A 21646-nucleotide genomic window follows, 5' to 3' on the forward strand; every position below is an offset into this window, starting at 1 on the left:
CCCCCCGCAGCTATAATGCGCGGATGAACGCACACCACCAGACCTTTGATGCCGCCGTGATCGGCGGCGGGCTCGTCGGCAAGACCGCGGCGCTGGCGCTGACGCAAGGCGGACTGCGCGTGGCGCTGCTCGCGCAACCCTGCACGGCGCTCCCGGCCGGTGCTACTTTCGACTCGCGGGTCTACGCGCTGTCGTCGAGTTCGCAGGCTTTGCTGGAACGGTTGCGGGTCTGGCAGGCGCTCGATCTGTCAAAGCTCGGGCCCGTCTACGATATGCGCGTCTATGGTGACGCGCACGCCGAACTCCATTTCTCCGCGTTTCAGGCATCCGTGCCGCAACTAGCGTGGATCGTCGAGTCGTCGGTGATCGAGCGCGCGCTGGATGCCGCTCTCCGTTTCCAGCCGAATCTCACCTGGATCGACACGCGCGCGCAGGCGCTCGACTTTACCGCCGACAGCGCGAGCGTCGGTCTTGCCAACGGCAATGTGCTCGAGGCCGATCTGGTGGTCGGTGCGGACGGGGCGCATTCATGGGTGCGCGCGCAGATCGGCTCGAAGATGGACCGGCGCGACTATAAGCAAACCGGCGTGGTCGCGAATTTCAAGGCCGAAAAGCCGCACAGCGAAACCGCTTACCAATGGTTCAGGGACGGCGAAATCATCGCGCTGCTGCCGATGCCGGAGGGCCACGCGTCGCTGGTCTGGTCGGCGCGCACCGAGCACGCCGAGCAACTGCTCGCGCTCGATCCGGCGCAGCTCGCGGCCGAAGTCGAGCGTGTGACGGGTGAGCAGTTCGGCGCTTTGGAATGCGTGACGCCCGCGCAAGGCTTCCCGCTCGCGCTGCAAACCGTCGACAAGCTCGTGGCGCCGCGCGTCGCGCTGGTTGGCGACGCCGCGCATCTGATTCACCCGTTGGCGGGCCAAGGCATGAACCTCGGTTTGCGCGATGTCGCGGCGCTCGCCGAGACGGTCGCCGGCAAGGAAGCATTCCGCGATCTCGGCGACATGGTGCTGCTGCGCCGCTACGAGCGCGCCCGCCGCGAAGATATTCGCGCGCTGATGATCGCCACCGACGGCCTGCAAAAGCTCTTCTCGGCGCCGGGTCCGTTTGCCAAGGTATTGCGCAATACCGGTATGGCATTTGTCGGCGCGCAGCCGTTCATCAAGCGCTGGCTGGTGTCGGCCGCGCTGGGGTAAAGCGCCGGAGCCGGCATGCCCGGCCGGTGAGACGGGTATCATGAACGGATGGACGCCATTCCGGTCAGACCAGAAACGTCCCAAAAACGCGCAACGCGCGCGATTGAACTCCAGGAATCCAGCATGAAAAAATCCTTTCGCATCGCGGCCGTCGCGCTCGCGATCGCTGCCGTGACGATCGGCTGCTCCGCGCAGGCCGACCAAACCACCGACAGGCTCAAGGCCACGCTGCAAACGCGTCTGGCCGACGTGACGATCAAGAGCGTGACGAAGTCGCCGATTGCCGGCCTCTACGAAGTGAACCTCGGCACGCAGATCATCTATAGCGATGCGAACGGCGACTACCTCATGCTCGGCGACATGGTCGACGCGAAGACCCGCAAGAATCTGACTGAAGCGCGTCTGTCCGAGACCAACCGCATCGATTTCGCGAGCCTGCCGTTCGCAAATGCCGTGAAGGTCGTGAAGGGCAACGGCGCGCGCAAGATCGCCGTGTTCTCCGATCCGAACTGCCCGTACTGCAAGCAGCTCGAAACCACGCTCAAGTCGATCGATAACGTCACGGTCTACACCTTCCTGTACCCGGTGCTGTCGCCGGATTCGACCGCCAAGTCGAAGTCGATCTGGTGCTCGACCGACCGCGCAAAGGCATGGGAATCCTGGATGCAGGATCATCAGGCGCCCACCGCCGCCGGCACCTGCGACACCGCGGCGATCGACAAGAACCTGGCGCTCGGCCGCGCGATGAACGTCGACGGCACGCCGACCGTGTTCCTCGCCGACGGCCGCCGCTTGCCCGGCGCCGTGCCGGCAGACCGGCTGGACAAGGAAATGTCCGCCGTGCACTGAGCACGCAGCACCAGTCGAAGAAAGGAGGCGCGCTGTGCGCCTCCTTTCACATCAAGCCCCGAACCTCCCCGCCAGAAACCTCCTAATCGCCGCCGATGAAGCCGATCCGCTACACCATCGTTCCCAAGCAACCCGTCGCCCATCTGTTCGAAGTCACCGTGACCGTCGCCGATCCCGATCCGGCCGGCCAGCGTTTCATGCTGCCGGTGTGGATTCCGGGCAGCTACATGGTGCGCGAATTCGCGCGCAATATCGTCACGCTGCGCGCCACCAATGACGCGGGCCGCAAGGTGCGCGTCGAAAAGACCGACAAGCACACGTGGCAGGCAGCACCGGTCAAAGGCGCGTTGACGCTGCGCTATGAGGTGTATGCGTGGGACCTGTCGGTGCGCGCCGCGCATCTTGACGATACGACGGGCTTTTTCAACGGCACCAGCGTATTCCTGTCGCCGCTCGGTCATGAGGAAGCGCAGTGCGTGGTCGATATCCAGAAGCCGGAAGGCGCGGCGTATCGCAACTGGCGGGTCGCGACCGCGCTGCCGGAAGCGCGCGGCACGAAGCGTTACGGCTTCGGCGAGTATCGCGCGCAGAACTATGACGAGCTGATCGATCATCCGGTCACGTTGGGGGAGTTTGCGCTGGCGACCTTCAAGGCGCACGGCGTGCCGCATGACATCGTGATCGCGGGGCGCGTGATCGGGCTCGATATGGCGCGTCTGTCCGCCGATCTGAAGCGTATCTGCGAAACGCAGATTGCGTTGTTCGAGCCGGCGTCGAAGAAAGCGCCGATGGATCGCTACGTGTTCATGACGCAGGCCGTCACCGATGGTTATGGCGGACTGGAACATCGCGCCTCGACGGCGCTGATCTGCAATCGCGGCGATCTGCCGGTGGAAGGCCGCGACGCGGCCACCGAGGGCTACCGAACCTACCTCGGCCTGTGCAGCCACGAATACTTCCACACCTGGAATGTGAAGCGCATCAAGCCGGCCGTGTTTGCGCCGTACGACCTGAGCGTCGAAAACTATACGTCGCTGCTGTGGCTGTTCGAAGGCTTCACCTCTTACTACGACGATCTGATCCTCGTGCGCAGCGGCCTGATCTCGCAAGACGACTATTTCGGCATGCTCGGCAAGGTAGTCGGTGGCGTGCAACGCGGCAGTGGGCGTCTGAAGCAGACGGTCGCCGAAAGCTCGTTCGACGCCTGGGTCAAATACTATCGGCAGGACGAAAACGCGCCGAATGCGATCGTCAGCTATTACACCAAGGGCTCGCTCGTCGCGCTCGCCTTCGATCTGACGATTCGCGCGCAGACCAGTCACCGCAAATCGCTCGACGACGTGATGCGCCTGCTGTGGCAGCGGTTTGGGCGCGACTTCTATCGCGGTAAGCCCGTCGGCGTCGAAGAAGGTGAGATCGAGGCGATTTTTGCCGAAGCGACTGGCGTGCAACTGGGCGAATTGTTCGCCGAAGCCGTGTACGGCACGCGCGATCTGCCCCTCGACACGCTGCTCGCGCCGTTCGGTGTCACGCTTGCGCCGGATCTGGAAAAGAACGGCAAGCCCTCGCTCGGCGCGCGCGTGCGCGGCGGCGCGGATTGCGCGCTGGCAGCGGTTCACGAAGGCAGCGCGGCGCAAAAAGCCGGCCTCTCGGCGGGCGACGTGCTGATCGCACTCGACGGTCTGCGCGTGACCGGCTCGAATCTTGATTCGCTGCTGTCGCGCTATCTACCGGGCGCAAAAGTCGAAGTTCACGCTTTCCGCCGCGACGAGCTGCGTACCGCGCAAGTCAAGCTGGACGGGCCTGAGGTGTCGCGCTATAAGCTTGCCGTGAGCGACAAGCGGCCCGCCGCGCGCAAGGCGCGGGAGCGCTGGCTTGCAAGCTGACCGTAATTCGGAACGGTATTAATCGAGGGTTCAAGGCGGGGGATTGTTCTACCAGTGCAACAATCCTTCGCTGCCGGATGGCTTTTTCCCGCGTCGGTAAAAAATCACAATGGCTCCACTCGCGCAAAACTGCGCGCCCCTACTGGAGTCAACCATGACCACGATCCTGCAAATCAACTCGGCAGCCCGCTCGCAAGGCGCGAACTCGACGCTCCTCGTCAACGAACTGACCGCTAAGCTGCAACAATCGAATCCGGGCGCGCAAGTCGTCGTCCGTAACCTGCAAGCTGAACCGCTGCCGCATCTGGACGACGCCGTTCTCGGCGCGTTCTTCACGCCGGCTGACCAGCGCACCCCGGAACAAGCAGCGATCGCTGCACGCAGCGAAGCGCTGATCGCCGAACTGCAAGCCGCCGACATCGTCGTGATTGGCGCGCCGATGTACAACTTCGGCATCTCGTCGCAACTTAAGACGTACTTCGACTTCATCGCGCGCGCTGGCATCACGTTCCAGTACACGGCGAACGGTCCGGAAGGTCTCGTGAAGGGCAAGAAGGTGTTCGTGGTTTCGGCTCGTGGCGGTAAGTATCTGGGCACGCCGAACGACAGCCAAACGCCGTATCTGAAGAGCTTCCTCGGCTTCCTCGGCATGACCGATGTGAACTTCATCTACGCTGAAGGCCTGAACATGGGCCCGGACGCTGCGACCGCCGCATTGGCTGGCGCGCGTGAAGCGATCGCTGCAGCGTAAGGTGTGAGGTTTGTCTCGCGCTGCGTGATCGCGGCGCGGTGGAATGAAAAAAACGCCACGGGTGTGATTCCGTGGCGTTTTTGCGTTTTTGCGTTGGTGTCGGTGCGTTTCGCGCGGTGAGCCTTATGCCAACATCTGTGCTTCGTCGGGCAAGCGCCAATCGATCGGTGTGCGGCCGTGCTTCACGAGATACTCGTTCGCCGACGCAAAGTGCCCGCAGCCGAGAAAGCCGCGATGCGCCGACAGCGGCGACGGATGCGGCGCCTCCAGCACGTAATGCGACTTGCCGCCTAGCAGCGCGCGTTTGGCTTGCGCATGCGCGCCCCACAGCATGAATACGAGGCCGTCATGGCGCATGGCCAGTTCGTGGATCAGCGTATCGGTGCATTTTTCCCAGCCACGTTTCGCGTGACTCGCGGCCGAATCGCGCTCGACGGTCAGCACCGTGTTCAACAGCAGCACGCCCTGTTTGGCCCATGTGTCGAGGCAGCCATGACGCGGCGGCTCGTGGCCGAGGCTCGTGGCGATTTCCTTGAAGATGTTGCGCAGCGACGGCGGCGTGCGGACGTTTGGCGCCACTGAAAACGCCAGTCCGTGCGCTTGCGGCGTGCCGCGATCTTCACCGTGATACGGGTCCTGACCGAGGATCACGACTTTGACTTCGTCGGGGCTGGTGAGGCGCAGGGCCCGGAAGACGTCGGCGGGATAGACGGTTTTGCCGGCCGCGCGCTCACCGTCGACGAAACGGCACAATGGCGCGTAGGCGTCGCTTTCGATGAACGGTTTCAGGTGTGCGCGCCAGGCCGGGGGCAGGGCGGCGAATTGGGCTTCGAGCGTCGGCGGCGGTGAGCCGGCGGCGGTTGGTGTCGGCTGCGGGTGCGCTGTTGTGCCGGCCGGCGTGGCAGAGGTGTCGCCGAACAACGAGGCTTGCGACGGATTGGAGCGGGTACGGGAAGCTGAGGTCATGGCGGGGAAGTGTCGCAGCAAACGTGGGCTAGCTCAAGGTGTGGGTGCCGTGTGGGCGTTGTGTACCTTGCCGGCGTGCGCTGGCGCGCAGAGGCGTGGCGCTGAGGCAGGGTTTCGGCGCGCGGGGCAAAGGCTGTCACACACGCCGAGGGCTTAAGCCGCCCGCAATTGATAGCCGCGCTGCGCCTTACTGATGTTGTCCGGTGCGAGGCCGGCCACCTGTTTGCCGAGTTCTGCCGCAAGCGTATTGAGCACCGCTTCGTCGCCGGACTTCAATTCCAGTTCGACTTCGGAGATCGGCGTGCGGCGCCTCTCACCGTTCACCTCCGCGATAACGTCACCCTGGTCGATTGCGGCTTCGACTTCGGCGCCATCCAGCACGACATTCCACAGTGTGCGGGTGAAATTCGTGCGGAACAGTTCGATCAGTTCCGGCGCGGCCTGACGCAGGGCTTCCGCGGCTGCGGGCTCGTCACACTGACGCAACAGGGCTTCGATCTCAAGCTTTTCGCCCGCGACCGGCATTTCCCACTCGTGCCGGCTGTGCAGACCATCCTTGGCGTTGCCCACAGTCTTGAACGTTTGCAGCCAGCCGTCCGGTGTGTGCCGCAAACGCAACGCGCTCTTCGAAGTAGCCAGCGTCAGCTTGGGCGTGTCGAAGTAAATATTCGCCAGCTCGATCGGCCGGCCCTCGTCGCCGGTGCGCGCGACGAACCACTGCGTCGCCGCGTCCACCTGGCTCGCCGGCAGTACCAGCTTGATTTCACGTTCCATGCCCATGACCTGCTCCGCTAGGTAGCCTACGTGTTGAACCTGCGCTTAGAAAAACATCCGCGCAAGTTCCACTCCCGGCTCTTCTGCGCGCATGAACGCCTCGCCGACGAGGAACGTATGCACGTCCATCGCCCGCAGCCGCTCGACATCGACGCGCGACAGAATGCCCGACTCCGTGACGACGATGCGGTCGTCCGGAATCGATTCGAGCATGCCGATGGTCGTCTCGATCGACGTTTCGAAGGTGCGCAGATTGCGGTTGTTGATACCGATCAGGGGTGTCTTCAGCGTGAGCGCTTCCATCAACTCATTGCTGTCGTGCACTTCGACCAGCACCGCGAGGCCCAGCGAATGCGCGAGCGCTTCCAGATCCTGCATCTGCGACGTTTCCAAAGCGGCGGCGATCAGCAGAATTGCGTCTGCACCCATCGCACGGGCTTCGACGATCTGGTACGGATCGACGATGAAGTCTTTGCGCAGCACAGGCAGATTGCAGGCGGCGCGCGCCTCTTCGAGATACGCGACGCTGCCCTGGAAGAACTGCACGTCGGTGAGGACAGACAAGCAGGCCGCACCGTATTTTTCATACGAACGCGCGATCTCGGCAGGGACGAAGTTTTCACGTAGCACGCCTTTCGACGGGCTCGCTTTCTTCACTTCGGAAATGACGGCGGCCAGACCGGCCGCGTGTTTCGCGCGCAATGCGCCGACGAAATCGCGGATGTCGCGCGACGATGCTTCGAGGCGCAGTTCTTCGAGCGGCGCGCTCTGTTCGGCCGCGCGGACTTCTTCGCGTTTGACCGCGATGATGCGGTCGAGGATGTCGCTCATGAGTGTCTCGCTACGTAGTTACTGCTTGAATTGCTGAGTGAAGCGGATCAGCTCGTCGACCTTCGCCCGAGCCTTGCCGCTCGCGATCGCTTCGCGCGCCAACTGGATGCCGTCCGCAATCGACGCCGCCACGTTCGCCGAATAGAGCGCTGTGCCCGCATTCAGCGTGACGATTTCACGCGCGACGCCCGGCTTGTTGTCGAGCGCTTCGAGCAGCATCGCTTTCGATTCGGTGGCGTCTGCCACTTTCAGCGTGCGGTTCGACACCATCTGCATGCCGAAGTCTTCCGGATGGATCTCGTACTCGTGGATCTGGCCGTCGCGCAACTCGCCGACTTGCGTGGCTGCGCCGAGTGAGACTTCGTCCATGCCGTCCATACCGTACACCACGAGCACGTGCTTTGCGCCGAGGCGCTGCATCACGCGCACCTGAATGCCGACGAGGTCGCCGTGGAACACGCCCATCAACTGGTTCGGCGCGCCGGCCGGATTGGTCAGCGGCCCGAGAATGTTGAAGATGGTCCGCACGCCGAGTTCGCGGCGCACCGGCGCGATGTTCTTCATCGCCGGATGATGGTTCGGCGCGAACATGAAGCCCATGCCGGTTTCCGCGATCGAGGCCGCCACCTGGTCCGGCTGCAGATCGATATTCACGCCGAGCGCTTCGAGTACATCCGCGCTGCCCGACTTGCTCGACACGCCGCGATTGCCGTGTTTCGCGACCTTGGCGCCGGCCGCGGCGGAGACGAACATCGTCGCCGTGGAAATATTGAAGGTGTGCGAGCCGTCGCCGCCGGTGCCGACGATATCGACGAAGTTCGAGTTGTCCTGCACGTCGACATGCCGGGCAAATTCACGCATCACCGTGGCGGCAGCGGTAATTTCGCCGATGGTCTCTTTTTTGACGCGCAAGCCGGTGATGATCGCCGCCGACATCACCGGCGACAGTTCGCCGCGCATGATGAGCCGCATCAGGTGCAGCATTTCGTCGTGGAAAATTTCGCGGTGCTCGATAGTCCGTTGCAGCGCTTCCTGGGGCGTAATCGACATGATTTCGTCTCTCTTGATCAAGCGGTGCGGTGAGCGGTCTTCGACTGCTTCACGAAGTTTTCGAGCAATGCGTGGCCGTGTTCGGAAAGAATCGATTCCGGATGGAACTGCACGCCTTCAACGGCCAGTTCCTTGTGACGCACGCCCATGATTTCGCCGTCTTCGGTCCATGCGGACACTTCGAGACAGTCAGGCAGCGATTCGCGTTCGATCGCGAGCGAGTGATAACGCGTCACGACGAAATGCTTCGGCAGGTCGGCAAACACGCCTTTGCAGTCGGTTTCGATCGTGCTCACCTTGCCGTGCATGATGGTTTGCGCACGCACCACGCGGCCGCCGAAGGCTTCGCCGATTGCCTGATGGCCGAGGCAGACGCCGAGGATCGGCGTCTTGCCGCTAAATTCGCGTAACACGTCGAGCGTGATGCCGGCGTGTTGCGGGTTGCTTGGGCCGGGCGACAGGCAAATGCGCTCCGGGTTGAGTTTCGCAATTTCGTCCAGCGTGATTTCGTCGTTCCGATAGGTGCGTACGTCTTCGCCGAGTTCGCCGAAGTACTGCACCAGGTTGTAGGTGAACGAGTCGTAGTTGTCGATCATAAGCAGCATGGTGTGTCTCCGGTCAGAAGTCGCTATCGAGGCCGTCTTGAACCTGTTCGGCGGCGCGCAGCACAGCGCGCGCCTTGTTCTCGGTCTCTTGCCATTCGGATTCCGGCACCGAATCCGCGACTACACCCGCTGCCGCCTGCACATACAGATTGCCGTTTGCGATCACGCCGGTGCGGATCGTGATGGCCAGATCCATTTCGCCGGTGAAAGACAGATAGCCGACCGCACCGCCGTAGAGGCCGCGCTTCACCGGTTCCAGTTCGTCGATCAATTCCATCGCGCGGACCTTCGGCGCGCCGGACAGCGTGCCGGCCGGGAAGGTGGCGCGCAACACGTCGAAATTGGTGGTGCCGGGCTTTAGCTTGCCTTCGACCGAACTCACGATGTGCTGCACGTGCGAGTACTTCTCGATCACCATCTTGTCGGTGACGACCACCGAGCCGATCTGGGCGATACGGCCCACGTCGTTACGCGCGAGGTCGATCAGCATGACGTGTTCGGCGACTTCCTTCGGATCGTTCAGCAGTTCGGTGGCGAGTTCCGCGTCACGTTCCGGCGTGTTGCCGCGCGGACGCGTGCCGGCGAGCGGCCGGATCGTCACGATGCGATCTTCGCCGCGCTTTTCCTGACGCACCAGGATTTCCGGCGACGCGCCGACCACGTGGAAGTCGCCGAAGTTGTAGTAGTACATGTACGGCGACGGATTCAACGAGCGCAGCGCGCGATACAGCGACAGCGGATTGTCGCGGTAAGGCTTGATCAGACGCTGGCCGACCTGTACTTGCATCAACTCGCCGGCGGCGATGTATTCCTTCGCCTTGCGCACGGCGGCCAGATAATCGTCCTTGGCGAACTCGCGGTAGGTCTCGGTGCGCACGCTAGCCGATGTAACCGGTGGCTGCACGGTCGTGCGCAAACGCTGACGCAATTCACGCAGACGCTGCCTGGCTTTTGTGTACGCCTCGGCTTGCGTCGGATCCGCGTACACCACCAGGTATAGCTTGCCCGCAAGGTTGTCGATCACCGCGACTTCTTCGGTGAGCAGCAACTGAATATCAGGCAGGTTCAGATCGTCTTTCGGTGCGGTGTGCGCGAGTTTTTTCTCGATGTAGCGCACCGCGTCATAGCCGAAGTAGCCCGCCAGCCCGCCGGCGAAACGCGGCAGACCGGGACGCTGTGCCACTTTGAAGCGGCCCTGGAATTGCTGGATGAACTCGAGCGGATCGCCCTCATGCGTTTCGACGACTTTGCCGTCCCGCACCACTTCCGATACGCCGTTGCGGGTGCGCAGCAGCGTGCGAGCCGGCAGTCCGATGAATGAATAGCGGCCGAAGCGTTCGCCGCCCACCACCGATTCCAGCAGGAACGAGTTGGCGCCGTTGCGCTCGGGCTGAGCGAGCTTCAGGTACAGCGAGAGCGGCGTTTCGAGGTCGGCGAGCGCTTCCGCGATCAGCGGAATGCGGTTGAAACCCTCGTTGGCGAGGGACTGGAATTCGAGTTCGGTCATGTTCCGATCCTGTACGTACGTCAGACGGCACTATGCGTCGGACAAAGCGGGGCGCGACGCGGACGGTCAGGCGTTCGTTCGACGTGTCGACACGATGATACCGACCGGCGCGAGTTTCCCATCGACGCATGCAAGGGGTTTCAGCGCACAGATGTACTTTGCGGGTACACGAAGGCCAAATCAACCGATGCAGCGAAACAAGGTGATGGAAAAAACGCGTGAGCGCAGCGAAGTAAAAAACGGTTGCCGAAGACGAGCTTCAGCGTACCTCAGGCGAGGTTAGCGCGACCAGCGACGCCAGGGCCAGGCTCCCCGGTCGATGCTAATCAGACTCCGTTTTTTATTCAGAAACATGAGGATGAGGGACTTTTCAGGTCGTGGAATGGTGCGCTGCGATAGCCTTGGCGGCATCGAGCAGCGAGGCAACTATACCATCGGATTTTATTTCTTGTATAGCTCGGCCGTGGTTGTAGCCGTACGGCAGCGTCAGCGTTGCCATGCCCGCCGCGCGGCCTGCCAGTGCATCGTTTTCCGAATCGCCGATGGCAACGGTGGCTTGCGGCGCGACGCCTAGCTGGGCCGCGGCGGTGAGCATGGGCAGCGGATCCGGTTTTTTTTCCGGCAGACTGTCGCCGCCGAGTACGACGCTGAAATACTGGCTGAGCCCGTATTGCTCCAGCAATTCGACCGCGAAACGGTGCGGCTTGTTGGTGACGCAGGCGAGTTTAAGGCCGGCATCGCGCATGGCGCTGAGACCGGCTTCGACCTCGGGGTACAGCCGCGTGTGCACGCCGTTGATCTTGGCGTATTCCGCCTGATAGATCGCGAGCGCCTCGTCGAAACGGTCCTGTGCGTGGTCCGTTTCGAAGCGCTGCGCCAGCACATTGCGAATCAGATTCTCCGAGCCCTTGCCGATGTAGCCGATCACTTCCTCGCGCGAGGTTTCCGTCGCGTCGAGTTGCGCAAGCATGCCGTTCAGGCCGGCGGTGAAATCGTCGGCGGTATCGATCATCGTGCCGTCCAGGTCGATGATCGCGGCTTGCAGGCGCGGGCCGGTGAAGGTCGGGGCAGGGTATGAAGTCGTCATTCTTAGTGCGGGATCTCAGTGATCGGTCAATGCGAGATCGGTGCTCGATCAGTGCTCGATGTTGGCAAGTGCGGCGCGCATCTTGTCGATCACCGCCTTGTGATCCGGCGCGCCGAAGATCGCTGAGCCTGCCACGAACGTGTCCGCGCCAGCCGCTGCGATTTCGGCGATGTTGTCGACCTTCACGCCGCCGTCCACTTCGAGATGAATCTCGCGACCGGTTTTCTCCTTGTAGGCGTCGATCCGCTTGCGCGCTTCGCGCAGCTTGACGAGCGCCTCAGGAATGAACGATTGACCGCCGAAGCCAGGATTCACCGACATGATCAGCACCAGATCGACCTTGTCCATCACGTAGTCCAGATGGTTCAGCGACGTGGCCGGGTTGAACACGAGACCGGCCTTGCAACCGTGGTCGCGAATCAGCGACAGCGTGCGGTCGATATGGTCCGAGCCTTCCGGGTGGAAGCTGATCAGGTTTGCGCCGGCCTTGGCGAAGTCCGGCACGATCCGGTCGACCGGGCGCACCATCAGGTGCACATCGATCGGCACGTCCACGTGCGGGCGGATCGCTTCGCAGACGAGCGGGCCGATCGTCAGGTTCGGCACGTAGTGGTTGTCCATCACGTCGAAGTGAATCCAGTCGGCGCCAGCGGCGACAACGTTGCGGACTTCTTCGCCCAGGCGGGCGAAATCGGCGGACAGAATGCTGGGGGCGATGCGGAATTGCGTCATGGCGGGGGCGGATGCAAGCGGGAAAACGCTATTTTACCGTTTTGTGCGCTCCTGAACCGGTTCGCGGGCGGTTTGTGGCCGGCTCCGAAAATGCGTGGCAAACGTGACAAAACGCCTTAGCGGCCCTTGGCCAGAGGGATTTGTCCGGTTGCGGGCGTGCCGCGCATCAAGCAGAATGCCAAACCATAAGCGCCGCTTCGTCAATGCGCCCGCAAACCATTGGCGTTCGGGGCTTCCCGCGATTTTTAGCCCGTTTCACCAGACCGGAATCAGGATGAGCCAGTACGAATTCAGCGTCTCGGCGCAGGTGCAGTATCTGCCCGAAGAGTCGGACCCGGAGCGCCGCCAGTATGCGTTTGCATACACGCTGACTATCCGTAACAGCGGCCAGGTGCCCGCGCAGTTGATTGCGCGTCACTGGGTGATTACCGACAGCGACAACAACGTGCAGGAAGTAAAAGGCCTGGGCGTGGTCGGGCATCAGCCCCTGCTCAAACCGGGCGAGCACTTCGAATATACGAGTTGGGCGGTGCTCGCCACGCCCGTCGGCACCATGCGCGGCGAGTATTTCTGCGTGGCGGAGGACGGCGAGCGCTTTGACGCACCCGTGCCCGAGTTCATTCTGCGTATGCCGCGTACTTTGCATTGAACCGAGAGCGCGGCTCGCGGTCTTTAAAAAGCTTTACGGCGCAGCTTTAATGGGATTTTTGCTGCTTTTGCTGCTCATTGGTGGCGGCGCGCGCGGCCTTTTTCTTGCCGGACGACGTCCATACAACGATAAAGACGAGCAGGAAGAGCGCGAGGAGCGATTCCAGCGCGAAGATGAGCATCGGGTATTCGTCGAACAGATCAGACATGGCGGTTTCCATCAAGAACGAACATTGTATGCGTTTTGTCCGCACGGCCGGAGCATGGCTTGGGGCGCTTTCGGTTGCGGTGATGCTGGCTTCCTGCGGCGGCAGCGGCGTGGTTCGGCCTTCGGTTTCGCCGCCCACGGGTGCCGCGATCATACCCGGACAGATCGCCGCGACGCGGCTCACGGCGGTAGCCTGGCAGCAGGTGCCAGGGTGGCAGGACGATTCGCTGATCGGCGCAACGGCTGCGTTGCGGCAAAACTGCCTGAGGCTTGCGCGTCAACCTAACTGGGCCCGCGCATGCGCGGCGGCCTCGCAGATCGACGATCTGGACGTTACCAGTGCGCGGGCGTTTTTCGAGGCGTATTTCACGCCGTTCCAGTTAGCCAATAACGACGGCACGCTCGACGGCCTCGTCACCGGCTACTACGAGCCGTTGCTGCGCGGTTCGCGCACGCGGCACGGCGTGTATCAGACGGCGCTGTACCGCTGGCCATCCGGTTATCGTGCGGGCGCTCCGCTGCCGGCGCGTGCGCAACTCGAGCGCGCGGGCGTGCTCAACGGCAACGAACTCGTGTGGGTCGACGATCCGATCGAAGCCTTCTTCCTGCAAGTGCAGGGGTCCGGGCGCGTCGTGATGGAAGACGGCAGCGTGATGCGGGTTGGCTTTGGCGGCACGAACAATCAACCGTATAAGTCGATTGGGCGGTGGCTGCTCGATCGCGGCGAACTGACGCCGGCGCAGGCGACCATGCAGGGCATCAAGGCATGGGCGCGCGCGAATCCCACACGGGTCGACGCATTGCTCGATACCAATCCGCGCTTCGTGTTCTTCCGCGAAATGCCGTCGGGCGAGAGTGCGCCGAGCGGTGGCGCGGACGGTCCGATCGGTGCGCTGGGCGTGCCGTTGACGCCGGAGCGGTCGATCGCGGTGGATCCGACTTCGATTCCGCTCGGGACGCCGGTGTTCTTGCAGACCACGCGTCCGTTGACGAACTCACCGATGAATCGCCTCGTCTTTGCGCAGGACACGGGGTCCGCGATCAAAGGCGGCGTGCGGGCGGATTACTTCTGGGGTCTTGGCGACGATGCCGGCGATCTGGCCGGCAAGATGAAGCAGGGCGGCCGGATGTGGCTGCTGTTGCCGAATTCGTGAGGGTTTGGCCGGGGCGGCGGATTTCCTGGGTTCCTGGCTGAAAACAGCCGCGTGGCTAATTTACCTCGCACACGGTATTGGGCATATGGCATGTGGCGTGTGGCATCTGTCAGCGGCACGGCTTCCAGATATGGACTCTGCCGCTGGCGTTGGCTCTCCAGCTTTTAATCGTCCGCCGCTGCTGGGCTTTGCCCACCGCACGGTTAATCCCCATTCACCGCCAGCACATTTGATAGCGGGGCTGACGCCAATCGGCTCCGCTATCAAGCATCAACCTTCGGCGTTTCGGCGTATGGCTTAAAGCCCTGACTTCCGCTTGTCCACCACCCTGCGCGCTTTGCCCACCGAACGCTCGATCCCGTTTACACCCAGCACGTTTACAACGGCGCTCACGCCGATCAGCGCTTTGATGTCATAGGTCAACGCCTGCTTTGCCGTGGTCAGCGCGGCAGTATCCGGCGCAGACTCCGGGCAGGGCTCGACGTTCAACGTCAGGACGTCGAGCGGGCCTTCCTTGGTTAGCACGATCTGATAGTGAGGCGCGAGGGCGTGCTGCTTGAGCAGCAATTCTTCGATCTGCGTGGGGAATACATTCACGCCGCGCACGATCATCATGTCGTCCGAACGGCCCGTGATCTTTTCCATCCGGCGCATGGTGCGCGCGCTGCCTGGCAAGAGGCGCGTCAGATCGCGCGTCCGGTAACGGACGATCGGCAGCGCTTCCTTGGTCAACGATGTGAATACGAGTTCACCGAGTTCGCCGTCAGGCAGCACTTCGCCGGTTTCGGGGTCGATGATCTCGGGATAGAAATGGTCTTCCCAGATGGTCGGGCCGTCTTTCGTCTCGACGCATTCCGAAGCGACGCCAGGTCCCATCACTTCAGATAGGCCGTAAATATCGACCGCGTCGATGCCCATGCGCTTTTCGATCGCCTGGCGCATGTCGTTGGTCCACGGTTCCGCGCCGAAGATGCCGATGCGCAGCGAGCAACTCGCCGGATCGACGCCTTGCCGTTCGAGTTCGTCAGCGATTGACAACATATAGCTCGGCGTCACCATGATGATGTCGGGCCGGAAGTCCTGAATTAGTTGCACCTGCTTTTCAGTCTGACCACCGCCGAACGGAATCACCGTCAGTCCCGCGCGCTCGGCGCCGTAGTGTGCGCCCAGGCCGCCTGTGAACAGACCGTAGCCGTAGCTCACGTGAACCTTGTCGCCGCGCTTCGCGCCAGCGGCGCGGATCGAACGTGCGACAAGATTCGCCCACGTGTCGATATCGCGCGCCGTGTAGCCGACGACCGTCGGCTTGCCCGTCGTCCCGGACGACGCGTGGATCCGCGAAACCTGTTCCTGCGGCACCGCGAACATGCCAAACGGATAGCTGTCGCGCAGATCCTTCTTGGTGGTGAAGGGGAAGCGCGCCAGGTCCGCGAGGGTCTTCACTTCGCTCGGATGGACGCCGGCTTCATCGAATTTTTGCCGATACACCGGCGAATTCTCGTAAGCGTGGTTCAGCGACCATTTGAGCCGTTCGAGTTGGAGCGCGGCGAGTTCGTCGCGGCTGGCTGTCTCGATGGGATCGAGCGGGAGGGCGGTGGTCATCGAATGTCTCCTTGCTGCCTCTATGCTTGGGTCTGGGGTGCGGTGCGCGTGCGCGCAAAAACCGGGGACTCGTTGCTATCTATGGATACGCTGCCAATGTGTCACGGACGAGCCGCGACTCTGCTGCGAATTTGGCGCGACTCGGCTGTTCAACCTGTTATTCAATCGCCCGTAGGAATCAGGTTGCCTTTGATCTGTGCAGATTTGCCGCGAAACATCGCCACGGTCTCCTCTGCGCGATTCGTGACGCGAATATCGTAAATGCCGGTGCGTCCGCTCAGCGTTTGTTCGATCGCTTCGGCCGTCAACACGTCGCCGCCTTTTACCGGCCGCAGGAATTCGATCGAGCAGCCGGCTGCGACTGTGTTGATGTTGTACGTATTGCAGGCGAACGCGAACGTCGAGTCGGCGAGCGTGAAAATCAGGCCGCCGTGGCAAATCTGATGGCCGTTCAGGAAGTCGTCGCGCACGGCCATGCGCAGGCGCGCGTACCCTGGGCGCACTTCTACGATTTCGAGTCCGAGCGCCCGGCTGCACGCGTCGTTTTCGTACATGGCGGCAGCGGTTGCGCGAGCGAGTTCATCGGCTGTCATTTGAGCCGGGTGCTTCGGTTGTGCGGGCATATCAGCGACCCTCGAAGCGCGGCGCGCGTTTTTCCACGAATGCTTGCACACCTTCCGCGTAATCGTGGGAAGCGCCGAGTTCGCGTTGCAGATCGCGTTCGAGATCAAGTTGCTGATCGAGTGTTTGCGTCACGCCGGCGCGCATCGCCTGCTTGATCGCGGCGATGGCGCGCGTGGGTTGCTGCGCCAGTAGTGCCGCGAGTTTGCTTGCCGTGGTGGCAAGTTCGGTGTCGTCAACCGTTTGCCAGATCAGCCCCCAGCTTTCGGCTTTCTCCGCGCTCAGTTTGTCGCCGGTGATGGCGAGACCTAAGGCGCGCGCCATGCCGACGCGCTGCGGCAGGAACCAGGTGCCGCCCGAGTCCGGTACGAGACCGATCTTCACGAATGCCTGGATGAAACTGGCCGAACGGGCGGCAAGCACGAGATCGCAAGCCAGCGCGAGATTGGCGCCGGCGCCGGCGGCCGTGCCGTTGACCGCAGCAATCACCGGCAATGGCAGTCCTTGCAGGCGGCGAATCAGCGGATTGAAATGCGCGTCGATCAGTTCGCCCAGATCGGTCATCGCGCCCGGCGTGAAATCGAGATCCGCGAGATCCTGTCCCGCGCAGAAACCGCGGCCCGCACCGGTCAGCACGAGTGCACGGGCGCCGGACGTTTCGACCTGGTCGAGTGCGGTGCTCAATTCCTCGTGCATCGCGCGCGTAAAGCTGTTGAGCTTGTCAGGCCGGTTCAGCGTGATGGTCGCTACGCGACTCGATGTATCGATGTCGAGGCGAATCGCTTCATATGACATTGGGTGTCTCCTCAAAGTCTCTTTGACTAGCTGGGCGGGGTTGATGTCAGACCCGCTCGATCACCAGGGCGATGCCTTGACCCACGCCGATACACATCGTGCAAAGCGCAAAGCGGCCGTTGATTCGCTCCAGCTGGTAAAGCGCAGTGGTGATCAAGCGAGCGCCCGATGCGCCGAGCGGGTGACCTAGCGCAATCGCTCCGCCATTCGGATTGACGCGCGGATCGTCGTCGCGCAGGCCGAGTGTGCGCAGGACGGCAAGCCCCTGCGATGCGAAGGCTTCGTTCAACTCGATCACGTCGAATTGGTCGAGTGTCATGTTCAGTTGCTTCAACAGCTTTTGCGTGGCTGGCGCCGGGCCGATGCCCATGATGCGCGGCTCCACGCCTGCCGTCGCCATGCCCACCACACGTGCGCGGCGACGCAATCCGTATTGATCGGCAGCTTCCTGATTCGCGAGCAACAGCGCGCAGGCGCCGTCGTTTACGCCCGATGCATTGCCGGCGGTCACGCTGCCGTCGGGGCGGACCACGCCCTTGAGCTTGCCCAGGCTTTCGAGCGACGTTTCGCGCGGATGCTCGTCGAGCGTCACGCGTACGGGGTCGCCTTTCTTCTGCGCAATTTCAACGCCGACGATTTCCTGAGCCAAAGTGCCATCGCGCTGTGCGCGGGCTGCTTTTTGCTGGCTCGAAAGCGCAAACGCGTCCTGATCCGCGCGGTTGATGCCGAACTCGACGGCGACGTTTTCCGCGGTCTCCGGCATCGAATCGACGCCATATTGGCGCTTCATTAGCGGATTGATGAAGCGCCAGCCGATGGTCGTGTCGTAAATGTCAGCCTGCCGCGAGAACGCACTGGTGGCCTTGCCCATCACGAACGGCGCGCGCGTCATGCTTTCGACGCCGCCCGCAATCATCAGCCGCGCTTCGCCAGCCTTGATGGCGCGAGCAGCGGTGCCGACCGCATCCATGCCCGAGCCGCACAGGCGGTTGATGGTTGCGCCTGGCGCGTCCGTGGGTAAGCCGGCTAGCAATGCGGACATACGAGCGACGTTGCGGTTGTCTTCACCGGCTTGATTGGCGCAGCCGTAGATCACGTCGTCAATTGCCCGCCAGTCGACACCGGGATTGCGTTCGATCAGCGCCTTGATCGGTACCGCGCCGAGGTCATCCGCGCGGACATCTTTCAGGGCGCCGCCGTAACGGCCGATTGGGGTGCGAATCGCGTCGCAAATGAAGGCGTCGTTCATGTGGGTTCCTGCTGGGGCGGATCGGCGGGGCATGCCGATCCGATGTCTCATGTTAGTTGGGGCGCACGGCTCGGTCCATTCGGCCAAATGGCATAGGACGAAAGCCGTGCTTTTGTCTTATGCCATTCAGCCAGCTACCGCTGGTGCCGCTTTCGGTTCAACATGAACGCGACTTTGAACGACGCGGAAGCGGTTCGCGACAAAGGCTGCGTCGGCCAGCGCGGCATTTGCTGCCGGGTTTGCGCCCGTCCCGTGGAAGTCGGAGAAAGCTGCAGACTGATTGACGAAAACGCCGCCCGTCAAATTGATCGAGAGTGCTACGCCACCGCGGATCGATGCTTCGTGCGCCTCTTCGAGCACGGCGTCATCCGTGCTGTAGACCGACAGCGTCAGCGCGCCGTGCTCGGCGGCGATTTCGCCAGCGAGGTCGAGCGACTGCGCTGTCGAGTCGGTCGCGATCACGAACGAGATCGGGCCGAACCATTCTTTGGTGAACTGCGCGTGGTCGGTTGCAGCATCTAGTTGGAGCAGGAGCGGTGTGCGCACACGGGCGCCGGCAAAGGCCGGATGTTCGAGCGATTGGCTTTCTACCAGAACGCGGCCGAGCTTGACGGCTTCGTCGATACGTTGGGCTACGCCTTCGTTCTGGATCGCGCCGAGCAGTTCGACGGCGCGCGCTGGATCAGCAACCAGTTTTTGCACTGCGCCGGCGATAGCTTGAGCAACTTCGTCGAAACTGAGTGTGCCTTCAGCAGTGCGGATGCCGGCGCGCGGTACGTAGATGTTTTGCGGCGCAGTGCACATCTGGCCCGAATACAACGCGAGCGAGAAGGCGATATTGCGAGCGGCGGCTTTGATGTCGTCCACGGAGTCGATCACGATCTGATTGACGCCGGCTTTTTCGGTGTAGACCTGAGCCTGATGCGCATTGCGCTCGAGCCATGTGCCGTTTTGTGTGCTGCCCGTGAAGTCAATCAATTTGATTTCCGGGCGCAGTGCCAGATCCTGGACGAGCGGGCCGTCGTTCGGTTCGGTCGCTAGCAGCGTAACGATGTTCGGATCGAAACCGGTTTCGCGCAGTACGTCGCGCGCGATTCGTACGGTCAGCGCAAGCGGCAGAATCGCGCCCGGATGCGGCTTGACGATCACGGTGTTGCCTGTTGCCAGATCAGCGAAGAGGCCCGGATAGCCGTTCCACGTCGGGAAGGTGCAGCAGCCGAGCACGAGGCCGGTGCCGCGCGGCACGACGGTGTAGCGTTTGTGCATCGCGAGCGGCGGATTTTTGCCCTGCGGCTTTTCCCAGTGGGCATCGGCGGGAATACGCCGCAGTTGATCCCACGCGTACACGACCGCTTCGAGGGCACGGTCTTGCGCATGCGGGCCGCCGGCCTGGAAGGCCATCATGAATGCCTGACCGGTCGTGTGCATCACGCTATAGCCGATTTCGAAGCTGGCGCGATTCACGCGCGCGAGGATTTCGAGGCATACGCCGATCCACGCCTGCGGGCCGGCCAGGCGCCAGTCGCGCTGTGCGGCGGCTGCCGCGGAGATCAACGCGTCGGGATCGGCTTTCGGATAGCGCACGCCAAGCGGGAACCCGAACGGCGAGACTTCAGCGCCGACGGTTTCCCCGGTCGACGGCTGGTCGAGTTCGAACGTCTTGTTGAGATGCGCTTTGAATGCGGTTTCGCCGTCTGCGCTAGCGGTTTCCCCGTACACTTTCGGACTGGGCATCTCGACGAACGGACTCCAGTAGCCGCGTGTCTCAATTGCGGTGAGTGCCTTTTGCAGCGTGTCTTCGTGCTTGGTGAATAGCGGATGTGTCATGGCAGATGGGCTTGGCTGTACGTTGGGGAAAGCCTGTCGAATAATTGACCGACCGGTTGGTTGGTGAATGGTAGCATTATTAAGACGGCCGCGCGAAGCGTTTTCGCGCGCCATTAACCATCAGGAGGCGGCATGGCTTACGAGAACATTCTGGTTGAGACGCGAGGGCGGGTCGGTGTAGTCACGTTGAATCGCCCGAAGGCATTGAACGCGCTGAACGACGCCTTGATGGACGAACTGGGTGCGGCGCTGCGCGAGTTCGATGCCGACGACGCGATTGGTGCGATCGTGGTGACGGGCAGCGAGAAAGCGTTCGCCGCCGGCGCCGACATCGGCATGATGGCGACGTACACCTATATGGATGTCTACAAAGGCGACTACATTACTCGCAACTGGGAGACGGTGCGCTCCATCCGCAAGCCGATCATTGCCGCGGTGGCGGGGTTCGCGCTTGGCGGCGGTTGCGAGTTGGCGATGATGTGCGACATTATTCTCGCCGCCGACACTGCGAAGTTTGGTCAGCCGGAAATCAAACTCGGCATCATGCCGGGTGCCGGCGGCACGCAGCGACTGCCGCGCGCCGTCTCAAAGGCGAAAGCGATGGACCTCTGCCTGACCGCCCGCTTCATGGACGCAGCTGAGGCAGAGCGCGCTGGATTGGTCTCGCGGGTGATTCCCGTGGCGTCCCTGCTTGACGAGGCGGTGGCTGCGGCCGCGACCATTGCTGAATTCCCGCTGCCGGCGGTGATGATGGTCAAGGAATCGGTTAACCGTGCGTACGAGACGACGCTCGCAGAAGGCGTGCATTTCGAGCGCCGCCTCTTCCATTCGCTCTTCGCTACGGAGGATCAGAAGGAGGGGATGGCCGCGTTCGTTGAGAAGCGCAAACCGGTTTTCAAGCATCGTTAATACGCTTGTCAAAATAACGCTTGCAAGGCGCGGTTCGGCTCGCTAGAATCTCGCTCTTTCGTGCTTCGGACACCGGGGCACGGGAGGCGGGAGAGCCAGCAGTGGCAAGGCTTTCAGCGAAGTGAGCGGGTTGAGAAAGTTAGAAAAACCTGTTGACGACGTAGCGAAAGTTCTTCATAATCTCGTTTCTCTGCTGCTGATGCAGCGACGCAGAACGAAGCGGTACCGGGTGGTTGCGAGGTGGGCGGTTGATGCCTGCAGCGCGCGGTGCGGTTTGGGTGGTGAATGCGTAATCGATCTTTAAAAATTAACAGCCGATAAGTGTGGGCGCTTGATGCGCGACGCGCAGTGGACTCTTCGGGGTCTGCTGGAAGCGAAAGTATCAAGTCTCACACTAGT

21 protein-coding genes are annotated in these 21646 nt (G+C 62.3%); 7 read left to right on the forward strand and 14 right to left on the reverse strand.

The window, feature by feature from the left end; all coding sequences use genetic code 11:
* The first annotated feature begins 23 nt into the window (after positions 1–23).
* From HHL24_RS22715 to HHL24_RS22730, 4 genes are all read left to right on the forward strand, one after another.
* The gene (locus HHL24_RS22715) at positions 24–1196 is read left to right on the forward strand and encodes a UbiH/UbiF family hydroxylase (protein ID WP_169487616.1); all 1173 of its coding nucleotides are present in this window, start codon (positions 24–26) and stop codon (positions 1194–1196) included.
* 123 nt (positions 1197–1319) lie between these two features.
* Positions 1320–2045, forward strand: coding sequence for a DsbC family protein (locus HHL24_RS22720; protein ID WP_169487617.1), 726 nt, complete (start codon positions 1320–1322; stop codon positions 2043–2045).
* A gap of 95 nt (positions 2046–2140) precedes the next feature.
* The gene (locus HHL24_RS22725; protein WP_169487618.1) at positions 2141–3931 is read left to right on the forward strand and encodes a M61 family metallopeptidase; all 1791 of its coding nucleotides are present in this window, start codon (positions 2141–2143) and stop codon (positions 3929–3931) included.
* A gap of 154 nt (positions 3932–4085) precedes the next feature.
* Positions 4086–4682 (forward strand): FMN-dependent NADH-azoreductase, encoded by a 597-nt coding sequence (locus tag HHL24_RS22730; protein WP_169487619.1) that lies wholly within the window; start codon positions 4086–4088, stop codon positions 4680–4682.
* A gap of 123 nt (positions 4683–4805) precedes the next feature.
* Here HHL24_RS22730 and HHL24_RS22735 read toward each other — a convergent pair whose 3' ends face one another.
* The 8 genes from HHL24_RS22735 to rpe form a co-directional block, all read right to left on the reverse strand.
* A complete protein-coding gene (locus HHL24_RS22735; protein WP_169487620.1) occupies positions 4806–5648 on the reverse strand; it encodes a uracil-DNA glycosylase in 843 nt (280 codons plus the stop codon).
* Positions 5649–5801: 153 nt separating this feature from the next.
* Positions 5802–6428, reverse strand: coding sequence for a CYTH domain-containing protein (locus HHL24_RS22740; protein WP_169487621.1), 627 nt, complete (start codon positions 6426–6428; stop codon positions 5802–5804).
* A gap of 39 nt (positions 6429–6467) precedes the next feature.
* Positions 6468–7253: an indole-3-glycerol phosphate synthase TrpC gene (gene trpC, locus HHL24_RS22745; protein WP_169487622.1), complete on the reverse strand. Its 786-nt coding sequence runs from the start codon at positions 7251–7253 to the stop codon at positions 6468–6470.
* A gap of 18 nt (positions 7254–7271) precedes the next feature.
* A complete protein-coding gene (gene trpD, locus HHL24_RS22750) occupies positions 7272–8303 on the reverse strand; it encodes an anthranilate phosphoribosyltransferase (RefSeq protein ID WP_169487623.1) in 1032 nt (343 codons plus the stop codon).
* Between the two features lie 17 nt (positions 8304–8320).
* Positions 8321–8908: an aminodeoxychorismate/anthranilate synthase component II gene (locus HHL24_RS22755; RefSeq protein ID WP_169487624.1), complete on the reverse strand. Its 588-nt coding sequence runs from the start codon at positions 8906–8908 to the stop codon at positions 8321–8323.
* 13 nt (positions 8909–8921) lie between these two features.
* Complete coding sequence (gene trpE, locus HHL24_RS22760; RefSeq protein ID WP_169487625.1) at positions 8922–10415, reverse strand: anthranilate synthase component I; 1494 nt, start codon at positions 10413–10415, stop codon at positions 8922–8924.
* A gap of 370 nt (positions 10416–10785) precedes the next feature.
* The gene (locus HHL24_RS22765) at positions 10786–11502 is read right to left on the reverse strand and encodes a phosphoglycolate phosphatase (protein ID WP_169487626.1); all 717 of its coding nucleotides are present in this window, start codon (positions 11500–11502) and stop codon (positions 10786–10788) included.
* 48 nt (positions 11503–11550) lie between these two features.
* Positions 11551–12234: a ribulose-phosphate 3-epimerase gene (gene rpe / locus HHL24_RS22770; RefSeq protein ID WP_028199698.1), complete on the reverse strand. Its 684-nt coding sequence runs from the start codon at positions 12232–12234 to the stop codon at positions 11551–11553.
* A gap of 274 nt (positions 12235–12508) precedes the next feature.
* Here rpe and apaG point away from each other — a divergent pair, with 274 nt between their 5' ends.
* Positions 12509–12883: a Co2+/Mg2+ efflux protein ApaG gene (apaG, locus tag HHL24_RS22775; RefSeq protein ID WP_169487627.1), complete on the forward strand. Its 375-nt coding sequence runs from the start codon at positions 12509–12511 to the stop codon at positions 12881–12883.
* 46 nt (positions 12884–12929) lie between these two features.
* On the opposite strand, the gene HHL24_RS22780 is transcribed toward apaG, so the two are convergent.
* Positions 12930–13091, reverse strand: coding sequence for a hypothetical protein (locus tag HHL24_RS22780; protein WP_169487628.1), 162 nt, complete (start codon positions 13089–13091; stop codon positions 12930–12932).
* Between the two features lie 28 nt (positions 13092–13119).
* Here HHL24_RS22780 and mltA point away from each other — a divergent pair, with 28 nt between their 5' ends.
* Positions 13120–14244, forward strand: coding sequence for a murein transglycosylase A (mltA, locus tag HHL24_RS22785; RefSeq protein ID WP_169487629.1), 1125 nt, complete (start codon positions 13120–13122; stop codon positions 14242–14244).
* A gap of 297 nt (positions 14245–14541) precedes the next feature.
* Here mltA and paaK read toward each other — a convergent pair whose 3' ends face one another.
* The 5 genes from paaK to paaN form a co-directional block, all read right to left on the reverse strand.
* The gene (gene paaK / locus HHL24_RS22790; RefSeq protein ID WP_169487630.1) at positions 14542–15846 is read right to left on the reverse strand and encodes a phenylacetate--CoA ligase PaaK; all 1305 of its coding nucleotides are present in this window, start codon (positions 15844–15846) and stop codon (positions 14542–14544) included.
* A gap of 161 nt (positions 15847–16007) precedes the next feature.
* Complete coding sequence (gene paaI, locus HHL24_RS22795) at positions 16008–16469, reverse strand: hydroxyphenylacetyl-CoA thioesterase PaaI (RefSeq protein ID WP_169487631.1); 462 nt, start codon at positions 16467–16469, stop codon at positions 16008–16010.
* Between the two features lies 1 nt (position 16470).
* Positions 16471–17262 carry a 2-(1,2-epoxy-1,2-dihydrophenyl)acetyl-CoA isomerase PaaG gene (paaG, locus tag HHL24_RS22800; RefSeq protein WP_169487632.1) on the reverse strand — a complete coding sequence of 264 codons (792 nt, stop codon included), beginning with the start codon at positions 17260–17262 and terminating at the stop codon, positions 16471–16473.
* A 46-nt stretch (positions 17263–17308) separates the two neighbouring features.
* The gene (pcaF, locus tag HHL24_RS22805; RefSeq protein ID WP_169487633.1) at positions 17309–18511 is read right to left on the reverse strand and encodes a 3-oxoadipyl-CoA thiolase; all 1203 of its coding nucleotides are present in this window, start codon (positions 18509–18511) and stop codon (positions 17309–17311) included.
* A 126-nt stretch (positions 18512–18637) separates the two neighbouring features.
* Positions 18638–20338, reverse strand: a complete 1701-nt coding sequence (gene paaN / locus HHL24_RS22810) for a phenylacetic acid degradation protein PaaN (protein WP_169487634.1) — start codon at positions 20336–20338, stop codon at positions 18638–18640.
* 132 nt (positions 20339–20470) lie between these two features.
* Here paaN and HHL24_RS22815 point away from each other — a divergent pair, with 132 nt between their 5' ends.
* The gene (locus HHL24_RS22815; RefSeq protein WP_169487635.1) at positions 20471–21247 is read left to right on the forward strand and encodes an enoyl-CoA hydratase; all 777 of its coding nucleotides are present in this window, start codon (positions 20471–20473) and stop codon (positions 21245–21247) included.
* Positions 21248–21646: the final 399 nt, after the last annotated feature.

The sequence above is a fragment of the Paraburkholderia polaris genome, from assembly GCF_012927345.1.
GTDB classification, from domain to species: Bacteria; Pseudomonadota; Gammaproteobacteria; order Burkholderiales; family Burkholderiaceae; genus Paraburkholderia; species Paraburkholderia polaris.

Coding starts and splice junctions, on each gene's coding strand:
- HHL24_RS22715 (WP_169487616.1), top strand. CDS start 24: ATGAACGCACACCACCAGACCTTTGATGCCGCCGTGATCGGCGGCGGG.
- HHL24_RS22720 (WP_169487617.1), top strand. CDS start 1,320: ATGAAAAAATCCTTTCGCATCGCGGCCGTCGCGCTCGCGATCGCTGCC.
- HHL24_RS22725 (WP_169487618.1), top strand. CDS start 2,141: ATGAAGCCGATCCGCTACACCATCGTTCCCAAGCAACCCGTCGCCCAT.
- HHL24_RS22730 (WP_169487619.1), top strand. CDS start 4,086: ATGACCACGATCCTGCAAATCAACTCGGCAGCCCGCTCGCAAGGCGCG.
- HHL24_RS22735 (WP_169487620.1), bottom strand. CDS start 5,648: ATGACCTCAGCTTCCCGTACCCGCTCCAATCCGTCGCAAGCCTCGTTG.
- HHL24_RS22740 (WP_169487621.1), bottom strand. CDS start 6,428: ATGGGCATGGAACGTGAAATCAAGCTGGTACTGCCGGCGAGCCAGGTG.
- trpC (WP_169487622.1), bottom strand. CDS start 7,253: ATGAGCGACATCCTCGACCGCATCATCGCGGTCAAACGCGAAGAAGTC.
- trpD (WP_169487623.1), bottom strand. CDS start 8,303: ATGTCGATTACGCCCCAGGAAGCGCTGCAACGGACTATCGAGCACCGC.
- HHL24_RS22755 (WP_169487624.1), bottom strand. CDS start 8,908: ATGCTGCTTATGATCGACAACTACGACTCGTTCACCTACAACCTGGTG.
- trpE (WP_169487625.1), bottom strand. CDS start 10,415: ATGACCGAACTCGAATTCCAGTCCCTCGCCAACGAGGGTTTCAACCGC.
- HHL24_RS22765 (WP_169487626.1), bottom strand. CDS start 11,502: ATGACGACTTCATACCCTGCCCCGACCTTCACCGGCCCGCGCCTGCAA.
- rpe (WP_028199698.1), bottom strand. CDS start 12,234: ATGACGCAATTCCGCATCGCCCCCAGCATTCTGTCCGCCGATTTCGCC.
- apaG (WP_169487627.1), top strand. CDS start 12,509: ATGAGCCAGTACGAATTCAGCGTCTCGGCGCAGGTGCAGTATCTGCCC.
- HHL24_RS22780 (WP_169487628.1), bottom strand. CDS start 13,091: ATGTCTGATCTGTTCGACGAATACCCGATGCTCATCTTCGCGCTGGAA.
- mltA (WP_169487629.1), top strand. CDS start 13,120: ATGCGTTTTGTCCGCACGGCCGGAGCATGGCTTGGGGCGCTTTCGGTT.
- paaK (WP_169487630.1), bottom strand. CDS start 15,846: ATGACCACCGCCCTCCCGCTCGATCCCATCGAGACAGCCAGCCGCGAC.
- paaI (WP_169487631.1), bottom strand. CDS start 16,469: ATGCCCGCACAACCGAAGCACCCGGCTCAAATGACAGCCGATGAACTC.
- paaG (WP_169487632.1), bottom strand. CDS start 17,262: ATGTCATATGAAGCGATTCGCCTCGACATCGATACATCGAGTCGCGTA.
- pcaF (WP_169487633.1), bottom strand. CDS start 18,511: ATGAACGACGCCTTCATTTGCGACGCGATTCGCACCCCAATCGGCCGT.
- paaN (WP_169487634.1), bottom strand. CDS start 20,338: ATGACACATCCGCTATTCACCAAGCACGAAGACACGCTGCAAAAGGCA.
- HHL24_RS22815 (WP_169487635.1), top strand. CDS start 20,471: ATGGCTTACGAGAACATTCTGGTTGAGACGCGAGGGCGGGTCGGTGTA.